Below are 18,742 nucleotides of genomic sequence, written 5' to 3' on the forward strand. Positions count from 1 at the left end.
TAATATTAAATAACTTGAAATAATGATTATTTTGTAGAAGCATAGTACAATTATATAATAATACATAATAAATGGGGTGGAAAAATGAACATAAGAAAAAAGTTCATTATATTGTTTATATTTTTAATTACAATACCTACTTTTATTATAACAGGTATTTTTCTTAAAAGTTTTAATAAGAAATATGATAATCTTATAAAGCAAAATATAATTACAGCAGCAAGTGAAGAATCAAAAAAAATAGAAGATTTTTTTAATGAACGTTTAATTAATATGAGAATAATAACAGATATATATTTTTGTAAAGAATTACTTTATAATTCGAATAATGGAATTGATTATAATAAGGAAGTAAAAATATTAAATGAAATTTTATGGAGTAGAGAGAAAGAACAAGATTTTTTAGATTCAATTATACTTATAAATAAAAATAAAGAGATAGTATCATCAAGTAATAGTAATTATTTAGGTAAGACTATATCAATTGATGAAGAAAATTTAAATATTTTATATAACAATAAAGTTATTATAGATAACATTATACTAGAAGAAGTGAATGATTATGAAAAAAATGTAATCATAGCATTGCCTATTTATGATGAGGATTATCAAGGAGCTATTATTAATTTAATAAATATAGAACATTTTAGGAATATTGTAAACAGTATTGATTTATTTAAAACGGGGAAAGTTTCTATTTTGAATAGAGAAGGGGATATTTTATTTTCTAAGAATAGGACATCTATATTTAATATAAATGATAGTAATATAGATAATACTTTGTATAAAGAATGGAAAAACATAAATTTTGATGAACAATCTAGTGGTATTATTACCTATAATATATATGGAGTTAAAAAGATAGGATATTATGATAAAATTTCTGATACTGATTGGACGGTACTTAGTAGTGTAGAAGAATCAGAATTTAAAACAGATATTGAAGAATCTATCAAAACAGTAGTTATATTTATATTAGTAGGTGTAGTATTAATAATAATTGCTAATATTTTTATAATAAATTATTTTTCTAACCCATTATATTCATTATTAGCAACTATAAAGAATATAAAACAAGGAAATTATAATAGTGAATTTACATATAATAAGAATAATGAATTTGGAGAGATAGCTAAGGCATTTAATGCTTTAATTGATAAGGTGGCTAATCAAAAAAAGGAACTTGAATATAATAATAAAAAATTTGAATCTTTAATATCTAATATTCCAGGAGGAGTAAATACATATAAACTAAATAGTAAATCGTATGAATTAGAATTCATAAGTAATGGATATTTAAATATTTTAGGGTATACAGAAAAAGAATTAAGAGATAAATTTAATAATAAAATATTAAATTTAGTATATGAAAAAGATTATGAAAGAATTCAAAATGAAATTCGAAATCAGATAAAAGAAAAAGAAAAATTTGTTACGGAATATAGAATAGTTAATAAGGATAAAAAAATTCTTTGGATATTTCATAGTGGCCAAATAGTTCATCATCATAATGGAGAAACATATCTTTATACTTTATCAATAGATATAACTAAACAGAAAACAATAGAGGAAGAACTTAGATTAAGTGAAGAACGTTACAGTATTATTATGAGTCAAACTGAAGATATTATATTTCAATGGAATATTGATGAGAACACTATTTCTTACTCTGATAATTGGTGGAAGAAATTTAAATATGATCCAATTACAAGAAATGTTAAAGAAGAAATTGATAATGCTAATATAATTCATAAAGATGATATGTATTTATTTAAAAATTTGCTTAAGGGAAGTTTAAATAATAATGTGTGCAAGCAAGTTGAAATAAGAGCAAGAACTTATGATGATAATTATAGTTGGTTTAGAATAAGAATAAGTACTTTTCTTGATAAAAATGGAAATTTATCCAAAGTAATAGGAGTAATTATTGATATTAATGAAGAAAAAAATGAAGCTGAGAGATTATTATTTAAAGCTGAGAGAGATAGCTTAACACATTTATATAATAAAGGTACGGTAGAGAGAAATATCCAAGACTATATTGAAAATCAAGGTGAAAATAAATGTCATGCATTGCTTATGATAGATATAGATGATTTTAAATTAATTAATGATAATCTAGGACATTTATCTGGTGATGAAGTTTTAAGTAATATTTCTCTAAAAATGTCAGAAGTATTTTCAAAGAATGATATAATAGGGAGAATTGGAGGAGATGAATTTATTGCATTTTTAAAAGATGTAAAATATGAAGAAGATATTGATAATAAGGCAAAAAAATTAGTATGTGCTTTTAAAGATATTTTAATAGAACAAAAATCAGATTATAAGATATCAGGAAGCATAGGAATTTCAAAATATCCTAAGCATGGTAAAACATTTAAAGAATTATTTAAAAATGCAGATAAAGCATTATATTTAGCTAAAGAAAAAGGAAAAGATAATTACTACAAATTACCTTAAAAGTATGCTATGTTTTAAGTTAATGTTAATATTGTAGTATAAAGACTATTTCAAAACAGAATTAAAAAACAAGACTACCTTAATAAAATTAATATTTAAGGTAGTTTTCTTTTTAGAAACAGTTAGTGTTGGAGTTTAATAAGTTTTAAAATATCAATTAAATTTATTATTAATAAAAGCTACAATGTACAGTTAAGGATGTAAGTCGTATAAACTATACATGTGGCTTTTGTTTGTTTTACATTAGAATTTAAAAATAAATTTTAAAATATATATTTATTTTTAAAACTATTTTAATATTTATTACGAATATGTAAATGAATAGATAAGATGCTAGTAGTTAACAAATGATGAAAGGGGGCGTTGTAAATTGGTATGTTCCAAGATTTGAAGCTTATTAAATTAATACAAAAAAAAGGTGATAGAACTGCGGCTAACACTTTAATTACTTTATATTATAAAGAAATATATGCATATGTTTTTAAACAAAGTAATAATATAGAACTTTCTTTAGATTTAACTCAAGAAATTTTCATTAGTATGATGAAATCTATTAATGATTTTAATAGTAAAAAAGCTTCTTTTAAAACTTGGCTTTATAAAATTTCAAGTAATAAGATAATTGATTATTATAGGTCTAAATATTATAAACAGGGGATTAATCTTGGGAATATTGATGACTTAGAATTTAAAGATAATTTAAATATTGAGGAGTGTTTTATTATAAATGAAGATGCTAGAGAGATAATGGAAATTATTAATAAAATGGAAGGAAGTATTCAGCAAATAATAAGGTTGAAAATTTTTGCAGATATGACTTTTAATGAAATATCTAAAGCTTTAGAAATTAAAGAATCAACTGTAAAAACTAGATATTATTCAGCAATTAGAAGAATAAATAAAATTCTAGAGGAGGAAGTAATATGAAAAAAGAGATTGACTTTCCATCATTAGAAGAAGTAAATGTAGAAATAAATAAAATTTTAGATAAAGGCTTCAAAAAGAAAAAAGGTTTTTTCCAGTATATAATTTCAACAATAAAAGAATTAGGTTTTAAAAATATATTTCATGATAAAAGTGAATTGATATTTATATCTATTGTGTCTTTGATATTTTTTGGATTTATAGGAAATCAAGTTGTATTGGATATTAGCAGAAAAGATATATACATATATAAGTTATACGAATATATTTTTATAGTTTCTCCTATTATATATGTAATAATCTCATTATTTTCTTTTATAAATACTAGATTAAAAGGAACTTATGAAATAGAAGCTGTATGCAAATATAATATGTATAATTTGGCAGCTATAAGAATGTTTATTTTCAGTATAGCTAGTATGTTTTTAAACTCTTTTTTAATAGTTGTGATATATTTTATGTCTAATATTTTTAACATAATAAGAGCATATGTTGTATCTATAACATCACTATTTTTATTTTCAACTATTTTTATATTAACAATAATTTATTTGAAGAGAACTATTTACAAATATTTGGCTATAAGTGCTTGGATTTTAGTTAATTTAATTTTAATGATTAATGAAAATTTATTATATATAAATTTAATTACACAAGCACCATTATATATTCATTTAATTGTTACAATAATTTGCATAATTATTTATATTAAAGCTTTAAAAAGACTTATATATGTTAGAAAAGAGACGGGGGAAGTATAAATGTTATCAATAAATAATTTAAGTAAAAGTTTTGGGGATTTTTCAGTTTTAGAAAATATAAATTTAGAATTTAAAAATGGAATATATGCATTATTAGCACCTAACGGTGCAGGTAAGACAACATTAATTAAGATGCTTACAACATTAATTTTCCCAAGTAAAGGAGAGATTTTGTACAATGGAACTAATATCATAAGTCTTGATGAAGAATACCGTGATATATTAGGATATTTACCACAAAATTTTGGTTATTATAAAAATTATTCACCTAAGCGATTTTTATTATATTTGGCGGCACTTAAAGGTATAGAAGAAAAAAAAGCTAAAGAAAGAGTGATAGAAGTATTAAATCTGGTTTCATTAGAAGATGTTGTAAATAAAAAAATGAAGAAATTTTCAGGTGGAATGTTACAAAGAGTTGGAATAGCTCAAGCACTTTTGAATGATCCTAAGATTTTAATTTTAGATGAGCCAACTGCAGGATTAGATCCAAAAGAAAGAGTAAGATTTAGAAATATTTTAAGTGAACTTGGAAGAGATAGAATAGTTATAATTTCTACTCATATAGTAAATGATATAGAATTTATAGCTAATGAAGTAATTATGATTAAAGATAAAAAAATATTATATAAAGATGCTGTAGAGACTATATGCAATACCCTTAAGAGAAAGGTTTATGAAACAGAAATTGCTTTTAATGAAGCAAATGAATTTAGAAAAAATCATATTGCCCTATCTGAAAAACAAGAAAACGGAAAAATGAAGATAAGATTCATAGAAGAGAAAAACAAGGAAGATGAATGGATATTAGTTTCTCCTAACATTGAGGATGTTTTTCTTTATGAATATAATGATGGAATTTAATGATAACCAAATATCTATACCTTTTAGTTTGATAATGCATCCTAATGTTAGAATTATGGAAAGTAGAAGATTAACCTTATAGTAGCACTTATTTTAATAAATTATAGATATTATGAGTTGATAACCATATTAATATGAGGAATGTTATTAATGATTATTGGAAATTCAAGTATAAAAAAATTTGAGAAGGAAGATTTGAATTAGGAGAAAAAGATGAGAATTTTAATAAATGAACTTAAAAAGATATTTAATTTCAAGAGCATAGTGGTTTTATTATTAATAAATGTAGTAATATATTTTTTATTCATAGAATTTGATATTAGTATTTTCCCAAATGGTAGGCCGCAAATGGATTCTTATAGAATATCGGTAAAAATGATTAATGAAAAAGGAAACAACCTTAAAGATAACGATATTAATTATCTTTATAATATGAAAGAAGATATGATAAAGGAAGCAGATAACTATCTTAAAAATAATGAAAAAGCAAAAGAACTTAATATAAAAGATTATGCTAGTTTTAAGGAAGAATCTTCAAAACAAGATAAAGTTTCAGAAGAGTTTGATAAGTTATATTCTGACATAATGTTTAAAGAGGGTGTTAATGTATTTTGGGAATTAGAAGTTATAGATAATGATATAGATCATTTTAAATATAAAGAAAATGAATTTAAATTTTTACAAGGTAAAACTTATGAAAAAAGAATAAATGAAATTAGAAAAAATAATTCAAAAAATAGTATATTGCCATGGTTTGTTTTTGAAAATTATAATAATATCATAATCAATACTTCTATAGCAGTAATAATATCAATAATATTTATGATAGCACCTATATTTACAAGAGATAAAAATATAGCCTTAGAATTATTACAATATACATCTAAAACAGGAAGAGAATTATACAAGGATAAGATTAAAGCAGCAATTCTTGCAACAAATATACTTATAACAATACAGCTTGGAATATTATTTTTATTATTTATAACACGTCCGTATACTGTAAACATATTTTATAATTCAAATATAAATTCATGTTTTTCAGGCAATTTGTTTTGGTTTGATATAACATTTTTACAGTATATAATATTAACAATAATCTTATTATATATTATTGGAATTATAGTAACTTTAATAACTTGTATTATATCAGTAAATATTTCGAGCTATATACAACTTATAGTTGCCTTAACACCTATATCAGTAGTTTTAATTTATATAACTCAATCTTTAATATTAGATAGAGTGGGATTTATATATCGTTTTAAGTATAAATTAGCGATTTTTAAGTATAGAGTACCGATTTTAATATTATTACTTGCTTTGACAAGCATTATGTTAATAGTTAGAAGATATAAAAAAGAAAAAAATATAGATATATTAATTTAAAATTAATAAAGAACTCTAGTTAAAAAAATTGAACTAGAGTTCTTTATTTTTGTTAAGATAATATAAAATTCATGTGATTTAAGATGCTATAAACTTAGGTTTTAAGTTACTTTTTTGCTATATTTAAAACTAATTGTAAAAACTTTACATGAACATATTGTATTGAACAATGAACAATGTTAATATAAATTTGTTCATAAAATGAACAATAAAATCTATATTAACTTATAAAATCTAAACAGGTTTTGTAATTATGTATTTTAAAACGCAATTAAATTTTTATATTCTATGGGGGGAAAAGATTATGAATAAATTTATAAAAGGGTTTTGTTCATTAGGATTAAGTACAATTTTAATGACTGGCTTGGTTGGCTGTGGTGAAAAAACATCTGCTAATCAAGCACAAAATACAGAGAATGGGAAAATACAAGTAGAGTATTGGTATGGTCTTGGAGGTAAGCTTCAGGAGAATATGGAGAAGATTATTAATGATTTTAATGCTTCTCAAGATAAATATGAAGTTAAGGGAATTGCACAAGAAGACTACAAGGCTACATTTAAAAATTTGCAAGCTGGTATTGCAGCTAAAAAAGCACCAGCTCTAGCTATATTAAAACCTGATAAAGCAGCTGTTTTTAATAATAAAAATGTATTACAAGATATAGGAGAATATACAAGTAAGGACAATGATTTTAAGAGTGATAGTTACATAGAATCATTTTTAGAATTAGGTAAAAGTAATAATAAACAATATGCATTTCCAGCCTTTGGAACAACTCAAGTATTGTATTACAACAAACAAGCTTTTAAGGATGCTGGAATATCTATGGATTCTATAAAAACATGGACTGAACTTGGAGAAGCAAGCAAAAAGCTAGTCAAAAAAGATGGGGATGAAGTTAATTTTTATGGATGGGAACCAATGTGGGGACCTGATAATTTAATTGATGCTTCATTAAGTAATGGTGGAAGTATTTTAAGTGAGGATGGAAGTAAAGTTTTAATAAATTCACCAGAGTGGATAGAAGTTTGGGATGCATTTAGAGGATGGATACATGACGACAAGAGCATGAGAATTCACTCAAATGGACAAGGATGGGAATATTGGTATTCAACAGTTGATGATGTAATGCAAGATAGAAGTGCAGGTTATACAGGATCATCAGGAGATCAAGGGGATTTAGATTTTGAAAAGTTATCTGCATGTGAACAACCAGCATTTAAGGAAGGAAAAGAATCAAAACCAGTTGCAGAGTCAAGAGTTTTTGTTATTCCTAGTATTGCAAATGATGAAGTTAAACAAGGTGCATATGAGTTTATTAAGTATTTCACTAAGGCAGAAGTAAGTGCAAAATGGTCTATAGCATCAGGTTATATTTCTGTAAATAAAGAGAGTGCTAATACACCAGAATTTAAGGAATTTATTTCAAAGAATCCTCAAGCTGCAGTACCAACATCACAAGCACTTCACGCTACAAAGGTATTTATTGATCCAACAGATGGGAAAATATATGATGCATTAAAGATTGCGGCTGATAAAGTTGAAATAGAAAATGTATCGGCTAAGGAAGCACTAGATGAAGCTCAAAAAGTATCTCAAGAAGAATTAAATAAAGTTTTAAAAAAATAGCTATATTAAAAGTAATGATGGGGTGGAATTATGAGAAGATTAAAGAGTAAAAGTATAAAGCACATATTGACTATATTAATGTTTATATTACCAGCAGTAATTCCACTTATTATATTTTGGTTATATCCAATAGTTAAGTCTATATTTATAAGTTTTACAGATTGGGACTATATGACCTCTAATTATAATATTGTTGGATTTGATAATTATAGGGGAGTATTTTCAAGCGATATATTTTATAGTGCACTTAAGAATACAATTATATTTACATTAGGAACTTTAGCACCAACTATAATAGGGGGATTGGCTCTTGCAATGTTATTAAAATCTAACTTTAGAGGATCTGCTTTATATAAAGTTATAATATTTTCTCCTTGGGTCACACCAACAGTTGCTATTTCAATTGTTTGGAGTTGGATATTTGAACCCAAATGTGGATTTGCAAATTATATATTACAGTTATTTAGTTTGCCAAAGCTTGAGTGGTTACAGAGTTCAGATACAGCTATGCTTGGGGTAATAATTGTTACTGTTTGGAAAGGAATCGGTTGGGCAATGGTATTTTATCTAACAGCTTTAGAAAAGGTTCCTAATAATTTATATGAAGCAGCTTCAATAGATGGGGCAAATTCATGGAATAAATTTAAAAGTATAACATTACCTTTAATATCGCCAACTACATTTTTTTTAAGCATAATAACAACTATAAATTCATTACAGGCCTATGACCAAATTCAAGTATTAACTCAAGGGGGACCATCAGGAAGTACACGTACATTATTATATATGTATTATCAATCAGCATTTGAAAATTTTAATATAGGAGAAGCAACTGCAATTGCTACAGTTATTTTACTTATAACAGGTGGATTGTCTATTATACAATTTATAGCCTCAAAAAAATGGGTTCATTATTAACTAAAGTTATATTTTAGTGAAATGATTATAAAATCTAAGGTAAATGAGATATTTTGAATGGACAATGGAAGATTGACAATTTAGGATGAAATCACTCTGTAATTTCTAAAATATATATTTTTCAAAAAGCCTGTGGCTTTCAACGCAAATTGTGCATTGTCAACTGTCAATTTGGAAAGTGGTGTAGACACTTTTTTATTCTGTATTGGAGGAAATGATATGGAAAGAGATTTAAATGATAATAATGGTTTCACTTCAGAAGATATTAATCAAGCTATAGATGATAAAAAAAGTCATAGCAAGAAGAAAATAATTTTTCTTGATAGATATGTTTTATCAAGTGAATTATATAATGTAAGTAAGACGCTTATGGATAATAGATTAGAAAATAAACAAGCAAAAAGTGATCCTTATGCTTATGGAAAAGTTAAGTTATCTAAGAAAATATTTATAACTAGATTAATTAAATATTTTTTGATTTTGTTTGCTAGTATTGTTGCAATATTTCCTTTTGTATGGATGATATCTAGCGCATTAAAAACAAAGAGTGAAGTTTTTAGTTTTCCTCCAAAGATTATTCCATCTAATCCACAGTGGGGGAACTTCATAGAGGTATTTAAAGAGGCCCGTTTTGGTACTTATATGTTTAATAGTTTATTTGTTGCAACTTCAGAAGTAGCGCTTCAAATAGTTACTTCTGCAATGATAGCTTATGCTTTAACCCAGTTGAAATTTAAAAGTAAAAAAGTTTTATTTGGTGTTATAATGGCTACGTATATGTTACCATCTGCTACCACTTATGTGCCTTGTTATATATTACTTTCAAATATAAATTTATTAGATAAATTATCAGGATTAATTATAAGTAATGTTGTAAGTATATTTGGGATATTTTTATTAAGACAGGCATTTTTACAAGTTAATCATAGCTTGGTAGAAGCAGCAAGAATAGATGGTGCCTCTCATTTTAAAATATTATGGAAGATTATATTTCCATTAACTAAACCTAGTTTTATAACATTTGGCTTAATAACTTTTGTAAAATCTTATAATGATTACATGTATCCTTCTCTTATATTAAAAACACCAGAAAAGTTTTTAGTGTCATCAGGACTCAGACAGTTTTTTATAGAAGGAGGAGCTTATGGGATAAAATGGCCACAAGTTATGGCTGCAAGTACAATTACTGTATTACCGCTTTTAATATTATTTTTAATAGCACAAAAATGGTTTATGGGAGGTATTGGTGATACGGGAGTAAAAGAATAAGGCACATGAAATAATATATTAAATAGACGATTGTACTGGTTTGTTATTTTTTGAATAAGGCTAAATAAGAATAATCAAAAAATATATCAGAAACAGGGTTATAATAGATAACCCTGTTTTTAATTTATCATAAATTTTTTTTATATAAGTCCCTTATATACTGATAAGTCATATCATTTATAAATATTCTAAGGTTTATATTAATGAACAAAGTTTAATGAACTTATATATTATCTAAATGGTAATTAGTAAAAAATTATAACTTAACAATTTTTTCATTTTTAATTAGATATTTTGTTTTATAATGTTTTTATAAGTAAAAATTACAAGAAATTTTTGTGATATAATATAACCATGTTTTTAGTTAACTATGTTTTAAGTGAATGTTTATATTATAGTATAAAGCTCATGGACAGAGGAATTTACTTTAAGAACTCTAAAATGAAGATTAGTCCAATTAATGCATGTTCCCAATCAAAGATTGTGACAAGCAATTAATTGTACAAATCTTTATTAAGAGTTCTAAAAAGCAAATTCCAATGCCAGTTCGCCCTTATACGATAATATAAACACTATTTTAAAACATAGTTAAAGTTGAATTTAAATTGGAGGAAATTTTATGAGTTATAAGGTTAGTGTTATAGTGCCAGTTTATAAGGTTAGAGGTAGAATTTTAAAGACACTAGAATCTTTAAAAGCACAGACCTTTAAAGAATTTGAAGTTTTATTTATTGATGATGGGTCACCAGATGATAGTAGTGAATTCGCTGATAACTATTTAAAAGATTCAGGTGTTAATTATAGAATAATAAAAAAAGAAAATGGTGGAGTAAGTTCAGCAAGAAATTTAGGAATAGATGAAGCTAATGGCGAATTTATTCAATTTTTGGATTCAGATGATTATATAGATAAAGATATGATTAAGGATTTATATGATAAAATTACTGAAGAAAAGTGTGATGTAGTATATTCGGCATATGTTTTTGAAGAGAATGATGGAAAGAGAATTACTGATAATATAGAAGGTTTAAGTGAAGGGAAGTTTTCAGGAAAGGAAGCAGCATTAGGACTTATTTATGGTATTTCATATACTCATATAATGGCCAATTTATTTAAGCGTTCATTATTAGTTGATAACAATATTAAATTTGATGTTAATAGAAAATTTGCAGAAGATATATCTTTTATGATTAAATCTTATGCTTATGCTGAAAATATTTACTGTATGAAGAAAATTTATGCTCATTATGTAAAATGGGGAGAATCTGTTATGAATAATGTATCTTTAAATTATTTAGATGTTTATTATTCAAATATAGAAACTTTACAATATATCAGAGCAAATTTTAATGATCAAGAATTAGAAAAGGCAATGATCCAAAATAGAATTCCAACTGCTATAGTAAATATTTTTATTGCTTTTGCAACAAAACAAAATTTACATAAAGAAATGTACAAATTTATAAAGAAAAAAGATGTTAGAAAGAACTTAAGTAGATATAAAATGGTTAGAATAGAAAAAGATAGAATTAAGTATTCAATACTAAGTAAATTAATATTACATAGTCCTAAGATAGTAGAAAAATATTATTCAAGAAGATAAGACGGAAGGTGACTTTAATGGAGAATGTATCTAAGAAAAATCATGAGGAATATAAATATAGCGAAGATAAGTATGAAGATTTAAGCTTAAGAGATGCACAAATGTTAATGGTTAGTATTTTAAAAGATGTTGATGAAATATGTGAAAAACATAATCTTAAATATTTCTTAGATGCTGGAACATTACTTGGTGCAGTAAGACATAAGGGATTTATTCCTTGGGATGATGACATGGATATTGGTATGCTTAGAGAAGATTATGAAAAGTTTTTAAAAATAGCTAAAGAAGAATTACCAGAGCATTTATTTTTACAAACATTTGATAATGATAAGAATTATGATATTTATCAAGTACCATGTAAAATTAGATATAATAATACTATTTTAATTGAAAAGAATATAGCTGAAAATCATGATATGCATAATGGAGTATATATTGATGTATTTCCATATGATAGCCTTCCTAAAAAAGGATGGGTTTATAAATTTCAAAGAATGTTAAGCTATAATGTTTTAAAGAGCTTTATAAGATTACGTGAAACTCCAGAAAAATTAAGTTTTAAAAATAAAATAACGTTTACATTTTATAAGGCTATTACTAAAATATTTACTGTAAAAAGAAGAGAAAAGTTTTTTAAGTTCTTAGTAAACTGGAATGACAAAAACTCACCATATATGGGATATGGTTTAGATACTGTATGGAGTGAGTATGTTTATAGAAAAGAAGATTACTTTGATTTAATAAAACTAGAATTTGAAGGGGAGCATTTTTATGGTCCTAAAAATGCTGATGCTATTTTAACTCAGTTATATGGAGATTATATGACTCTTCCTAAAGAAGAAGAAAGAGTATGGCATGCAAAGGTAATTAAAAAGTTAAAAGTTTAGAGTTCTGATTAATACTATAATATAAACACTATATTTTAAGATATAGTATTAATTCATCAGAGTCCTTCTCACTTATGAAATTTTACTTAAGAAAAATGACTAATTATTGCATATAATCAGTAATATTAGTATAATTCATATAGTAATAAACACAATTTAAAATACAATAAAATAGTTTTATTAGTTATTATGTTAAATGATAAAAAATATTGTATTTTTTGGTTAAAATCAAGAAAAAAGGGAGAGAGTGGTGTGGTAAAGGTATCTATAATTACTCCTGTTTATAATGTGGAGGCTTGTATTGAAAAATGTATAAGATCAATAATGAGCCAAACATGTAAAGACTTTGAATTTTTACTTATAGATGATGGGTCTAAGGATAGAAGTATTGATATAGCTAAAAGTTTACTTAAGGATTCTGATGTAAACTATAGAATCATAACTCAAAAAAATTCAGGGGTTAGCACTGCAAGGAACAAAGGAATACTAGAAGCACGTGGTGAATATATTACGTTTTTAGATTCAGATGATTACATTGATTCTAAGTTTGTTGAACTTATGTATGATAAAGCTAAAACAACGAATTGTGATATAGTTTTTTGTGATTATAGTGAAGTTGATGCTAATGGAAATACTTTGGTTAAGAATAGAACAAAGTATTTAAATGATTTTATAAGCGGAAAAGAAGCAGCTTTAAGGCAATTAAGTGATGATATAACTATAGGAATGAGAAGTGCTATATATAAAATGTCAGTTATAAAAGATAACAATCTTTTGTTTGATAGTAATAGAAAATATGGAGAAGATATGGTTCTTATAGTAAAAGCTTTAATTCATGCTAATAAAGTAATAAGTGTAAATGAAGTTTTGGCATTTTATGTAATTTGGGAGAATTCAATAACTCAAAATGTTTCATTAAAGCATCTGGATTGCTATAATTCATATGTGGATTTATTAGAATATGTAAAAGGAATGGGGGATTTAAAGAAAATAGAAAAATTCTTAATAGAATATAAAATTCCTTACTCTATAGCACATATTTTTTCTGTCTTCTCTAGGGATAAAAACTTTCATCAAAATCTTTTTGAATTTTTAGCTAGAGATAATGTAAAAAGAGATTTAAGAAAATATAAACTTCAAAGATTGGATAAAAGTAATATTAGATATTTTATTCAATGTAAGGCTATGAGTTATTTTCCTAAAACATTCTCAAGGCTAATTAATAAGGTGAAATAACTTTTAAATTGATAATATAGGATGAAATAACGTTGTGATTTCTAAATATATATTTTTTAAGAAAGCCAGTGGCTTTCAACCACAATTGTCCATTGTCAACTGTCAATTGTTGATAAAAGGTGGCTTAGCTGCTTTATTATGTATATTAAATAAATGAATAACTTGCTTAAGTTTTAGCAAGAATCTCTTGAATGGGAGGGAGATTACATTGAAGAATTGGAAAACATTAATTATTATGATAATAGATATATTTATGGTAAATATGGCATACCTTTTTGCTATAAATATAACTCATGAAGGAAGTTTTACAGAGATTGCAGGAATATATTCTCAAGATGTTATAGTTTTAACTATAATTTACTTAGTATGTTTTTATCTATTTAAAATGTACGAGAGTTTATGGCATTTAACTGGAACAGATGAATTCTTACTAGGGGTTGGAGGAAGTATTTTAGCAGGAATATTAGTTATAGGATATACAAGAACATTAGGATCAACAATACCACTAAATATTTCAGTTGTTGGTATACTTTTGACTATTTTCTTTGTACTAGGATATAGAATCCTTTATAGGGTTTATAGAAGAACACTTTTATACATACCATTTAAGTATTCATCAGATCAAAGAAGAGTAATGATAGTAGGTGCAGGTTCGGCTGGTACTATGATTATTAATGAAATGATGGCAAGAAGAGAACTAAAATATAATCCTATAGTGCTTATAGATGATGATAAAAATAAGCTAGGTAGAAGAATATCAGGGGTTAAGGTAGAAGGAAATAGATATGATATACCTTATATAGCCGGTGAGCAAGAAATTGATTTAATATTAATTGCAATACCATCACTTGATGCAAAAAACAAGGCTGAGATCATAGATCTTTGTAAAAATACTAATTGCAAACTACAAATAGTACCTGGAATGTATGAAATTCTAAGTGGGGATGCCACAGTTAGTAGAATTAAAGATGTAGATTTGGAAGATTTACTAGGAAGAGATCCTATACAGTTAGATAATAAGGGGATTTCAGATTATATACAAGATAAAGTTATTCTGGTTACTGGTGGTGGAGGATCTATAGGGTCTGAACTATGTAGACAGATAGCAAATTATAATCCTAAAAAGCTTATTATTTTTGATATTTATGAAAATAATGTATATGATATTCAAAATGAATTAAAAGAAGAATATCCAGACTTATCATTAAAGGTATTGATTGGATCAGTTAGAGATAAAAGCAGAATCCGTGAGGTGTTTAAAAAACATAAAATTAACGTTGTATTCCATGCAGCGGCTCATAAACATGTACCTTTAATGGAAGATAGTCCTAAAGAAGCAGTGAAGAATAATGTATTTGGAACATTAAATGTTGCAACAGAAGCAAGTTTAGCTAATATTGATAGATTTGTATTAATATCTACAGATAAAGCAGTTAATCCAACTAACATAATGGGAGCAACAAAGAGACTTTGTGAAATGATTATTCAAGCTATGGATAAACAATCAAAAACAGAATTTGTTGCAGTTAGATTTGGTAATGTACTTGGAAGTAATGGATCAGTTATTCCTTTATTTAAGAGACAGATTGCTCACGGTGGACCCGTTACACTTACTCACAAGAAAATAGTTAGATACTTTATGTTAATTCCAGAAGCAGCCCAATTAGTGCTTCAAGCAGGAGCATTTGCTAAAGGGGGAGAAATTTTTGTTTTAGATATGGGCAAGCCAGTTAAGATTTATGATTTAGCTTGTGATTTAATTAAATTATCTGGTTTTGAACCTAATAGAGATATAAAAATTGTAGTTACAGGACTTAGACCAGGAGAAAAATTATATGAAGAACTTTTAATGAGTGAAGAAGGTCTTAAGGATACTCAACATAAAAAGATATATATAGGCAAACCTACATTTGAAAGTATGGAAACTTTAAAACAAAAACTTGACCAATTAGAAAATCTATTAGAATTAGATGATATTGCAGAAATAAAATATCAAATGCAAAGAATAGTACCAACATATCATTGTAAAAATGAAGATGAAATTGCAGCGGATAATGCAGATCAAGAATAGTCTTTAGAGGATAGCATAGAAAGGGTGGTGAGCTCTGGTTAGATAAAGTATCTAACCAGACCTATATGGAGAATCAGAATAAAACAAGGAATATATTCTTAGCAATATTATTTATAGTTGCTATAGGATTAGGAGTATTAACTAACAGTTATTTAATTACAGGGATGTATATATTAACGATTTTAGCAGCTGTATACATTATTAAGGATAAGGACATTTATAATTTATTATATGCTACACTATTAGTTTCCTTATTTTATGATTACACGTTACATGTTCCTAAAATAGAAAGCATATACTTTTTTCACATAGTTTTAGGAATATTTACTTTATTATCACTATATAAAGTTTTTAAAGATAGAGATATATTGGCTAAATTAGATAAAAAGATATTAATATTCTTTATAATTTGGTTTATATATATGTGCATGAGTGTTGCATGGGCATTAAGTAAGGGCCTAGCTATAAAATATATAGCTATATATATTATGATGTTTGCATTTATTGTAGATATGATGATATATAACATTAATAAAGAAAGACTTAAAGAGACTATTAAGTTATTATTACTTTTGATTTCAATTGTAGTAGTTGTTGGCGCTGTAGAAGTATTATTAGGACAACAACTTCCAGTAAAACATTATTATGATACTTTTAAATTATCAAATTTGCATCTTAGTATAATAAGGGCAAGGCCCATAGTATTCTCATTTAACACTAATAATTTAGCAGCATTACTTGCTATTTTATCACCTATATGTTTTTATGCTATATATAAATTTCAAAATACATTATTAAAGATTATCTTTACTATAGTTACATGTATAGCATTTTCATTAATAATGATTATAACTTCAAGGACAGGATATGTATCTATGTTATTTGGATTTGTAGTATATTGCATATATTCAATATTCAATATAAAAAATATAAAATTAAAGGGTGTTATATTTCCAATAATAATAGCAATTAGTTTTATTTTCTTATATAAATATAGTTTTATGTTTATGAATATAAGACCAATACAAGATGAGGTAAATGGAAAAACAGAAGTAGGAAATATATTAGCAGGAAAGATGCATTCATTAGAATCAAAAGAGTTTGAAGAAGGCGGAGAAGGATCAGAAAATGTTAGATGGACTATAATAAATGATGTTATAAATGGAGTTATAAAAGAAAAAAAATATTTCGGATATGGTGTTGGTAATGTAGAGGAATATATTAGACAACAAGGAAATACAAATAAGGTATATAGTCCACACTGCTATGCGATAGAGATACTTGGAGATTTTGGAGTAATAGGGATATTATTATATGGGGTTTACTATTTATATTTATTAATTGGAAATCTTGTAATAGGAATAAGGAAAAAGAAAATAATGTGTTTTGCAACAGTATCTGGTCTTATAGCGTTTGCTCCAGCAAGCTTTGGACCAAGTTCTATAACATACGTATTATCATATTGGGTACTTATGGGATTTGCAATTTCATGTATTCAAGTTTATAAATCAGAAGAGACTGATTCATTACCAGAAAAAATAAAAGAATTTCATTTTTAGAATATACTATAATATCAACATTTACTTAAAGCTAAAGACTATCTCATAAATATGTTACTGAGATAGTCTTTTTTAGTTTAAGGTTATGTGTTAATTAACCTATATATTTTTGAATTATATTTGTAATTATTTCTGAAGTATTTCCTTCACCAAAGGCTGAAGGAGGATTACCAGTTGGGTTAAAGTTTGCGATTGCATCTAAAATTTTATTTGAATCACTTCCAACGATTGTATTCCAACCATTATTAACAGTTTCAACCCATTCAGTTTCATCACGCATAGTTATACATGGTTTCTTTAAGAAATAAGCTTCTTTTTGAACTCCACCACTATCAGTTAAGATTTTCTTTGAATTATTTTCTAAAGAAATCATTTCTAAATATCCAACTGGATCAATTATAGTTACATTTTGTCCAATAGGTAAATTATATTCTTGAATAAACTTCTTAGTTCTTGGATGAAGTGGAAGTATTATTTTTTCATTGCAATTACTTAATGCACCAATTATTGAAGTTAATCTTTCGATGCTATTAGTATTTTCAGCACGATGAATAGTTGAAAGTATATAGCTTTCTGGAGCTAAGTCTAACTTTTCAACTATGTTTGACATTTTTTTAGCTCTTTCTTTGAAAAGATTTATAGCATCATACATAACATCACCAGTATTATACACACCTTTTGTTATGTTTTCAGCTTTTAAATTATTTTCAGCTGTTAAAGTAGGAACAAAAAGTAAATCAGAGATATGATCTGTTAATATTCTATTTTGTTCTTCAGGCATAGCCTTATTAAAACTTCTAAGACCTGCTTCAACATGAGACACTGGTATTAATAATTTACTAGCACATAAAGCTCCAGCAAGTGTTGAGTTAGTATCACCATATACTAAAACCATATCAGGTTTTTCTTTAAGATATATTTCTTCAAGAGCAATCATCATACTACCAGTTTGATGACCGTGATTAGATGATCCTATACTTAAATTATAATCTGGTTTTGGAATTCCAAGCTCCTCAAAAAATATATCAGACATATTATTGTCATAATGTTGACCAGTATGTACTAATATTTCAGTATTATTATTTTTTCTGATTTTATTCGAAACTGTTGCCGCTTTAATAAATTGAGGTCTGGCACCTATAACAGTTAAAACTTTCATAAAAGTATT

General features: G+C 25.7%; 14 protein-coding genes. 13 read left to right on the forward strand and 1 reads right to left on the reverse strand.

Annotation, left to right across the window (positions count from 1 at the left end; genetic code table 11):
• The first annotated feature begins 84 nt into the window (after window positions 1-84).
• The 13 genes from KYD98_RS11855 (at window position 85) to KYD98_RS11915 (ending at window position 17,574) form a co-directional block, all read left to right on the forward strand.
• A complete protein-coding gene (locus KYD98_RS11855; RefSeq protein ID WP_219780249.1) occupies window positions 85-2,463 on the forward strand; it encodes a diguanylate cyclase domain-containing protein in 2,379 nt (792 codons plus the stop codon).
• 375 nt (window positions 2,464-2,838) lie between these two features.
• A complete protein-coding gene (locus tag KYD98_RS11860) occupies window positions 2,839-3,390 on the forward strand; it encodes an RNA polymerase sigma factor (protein ID WP_219780250.1) in 552 nt (183 codons plus the stop codon).
• Window positions 3,387-4,148 carry a hypothetical protein gene (locus KYD98_RS11865; RefSeq protein ID WP_219780251.1) on the forward strand — a complete coding sequence of 254 codons (762 nt, stop codon included), beginning with the start codon at window positions 3,387-3,389 and terminating at the stop codon, window positions 4,146-4,148. Before KYD98_RS11860 ends, KYD98_RS11865 begins: the two co-directional genes overlap by 4 nt.
• Window positions 4,149-5,012 carry an ABC transporter ATP-binding protein gene (locus KYD98_RS11870; protein WP_219780252.1) on the forward strand — a complete coding sequence of 288 codons (864 nt, stop codon included), beginning with the start codon at window positions 4,149-4,151 and terminating at the stop codon, window positions 5,010-5,012.
• A gap of 213 nt (window positions 5,013-5,225) precedes the next feature.
• On the forward strand, window positions 5,226-6,401 hold the full coding sequence (locus tag KYD98_RS11875; RefSeq protein WP_219780253.1) for a hypothetical protein: 1,176 nt from the start codon (window positions 5,226-5,228) through the stop codon (window positions 6,399-6,401).
• Window positions 6,402-6,705: 304 nt separating this feature from the next.
• Window positions 6,706-8,031, forward strand: coding sequence for an ABC transporter substrate-binding protein (locus KYD98_RS11880; protein WP_219780254.1), 1,326 nt, complete (start codon window positions 6,706-6,708; stop codon window positions 8,029-8,031).
• Window positions 8,032-8,061: 30 nt separating this feature from the next.
• Window positions 8,062-8,949: a carbohydrate ABC transporter permease gene (locus KYD98_RS11885; RefSeq protein ID WP_219780255.1), complete on the forward strand. Its 888-nt coding sequence runs from the start codon at window positions 8,062-8,064 to the stop codon at window positions 8,947-8,949.
• Window positions 8,950-9,318: 369 nt separating this feature from the next.
• The gene (locus tag KYD98_RS11890; RefSeq protein WP_219780310.1) at window positions 9,319-10,218 is read left to right on the forward strand and encodes a carbohydrate ABC transporter permease; all 900 of its coding nucleotides are present in this window, start codon (window positions 9,319-9,321) and stop codon (window positions 10,216-10,218) included.
• Window positions 10,219-10,837: 619 nt separating this feature from the next.
• Window positions 10,838-11,821, forward strand: coding sequence for a glycosyltransferase family 2 protein (locus KYD98_RS11895; RefSeq protein WP_219780256.1), 984 nt, complete (start codon window positions 10,838-10,840; stop codon window positions 11,819-11,821).
• A gap of 17 nt (window positions 11,822-11,838) precedes the next feature.
• Window positions 11,839-12,708 carry a LicD family protein gene (locus KYD98_RS11900; RefSeq protein WP_219780257.1) on the forward strand — a complete coding sequence of 290 codons (870 nt, stop codon included), beginning with the start codon at window positions 11,839-11,841 and terminating at the stop codon, window positions 12,706-12,708.
• 252 nt (window positions 12,709-12,960) lie between these two features.
• Complete coding sequence (locus KYD98_RS11905; RefSeq protein WP_219780258.1) at window positions 12,961-13,944, forward strand: glycosyltransferase family 2 protein; 984 nt, start codon at window positions 12,961-12,963, stop codon at window positions 13,942-13,944.
• A gap of 208 nt (window positions 13,945-14,152) precedes the next feature.
• Window positions 14,153-16,015 (forward strand): polysaccharide biosynthesis protein, encoded by a 1,863-nt coding sequence (locus KYD98_RS11910; protein ID WP_219780259.1) that lies wholly within the window; start codon window positions 14,153-14,155, stop codon window positions 16,013-16,015.
• 65 nt (window positions 16,016-16,080) lie between these two features.
• Window positions 16,081-17,574, forward strand: coding sequence for an O-antigen ligase family protein (locus tag KYD98_RS11915; protein WP_219780260.1), 1,494 nt, complete (start codon window positions 16,081-16,083; stop codon window positions 17,572-17,574).
• A 94-nt stretch (window positions 17,575-17,668) separates the two neighbouring features.
• On the opposite strand, the gene wecB is transcribed toward KYD98_RS11915, so the two are convergent.
• Window positions 17,669-18,733 carry a non-hydrolyzing UDP-N-acetylglucosamine 2-epimerase gene (gene wecB, locus KYD98_RS11920; RefSeq protein ID WP_219780261.1) on the reverse strand — a complete coding sequence of 355 codons (1,065 nt, stop codon included), beginning with the start codon at window positions 18,731-18,733 and terminating at the stop codon, window positions 17,669-17,671.
• Window positions 18,734-18,742 lie beyond the last annotated feature (9 nt).

This window comes from Clostridium weizhouense, from assembly GCF_019431045.1.
In the GTDB taxonomy this organism is placed as follows: domain Bacteria; phylum Bacillota; class Clostridia; order Clostridiales; family Clostridiaceae; genus Clostridium; species Clostridium weizhouense.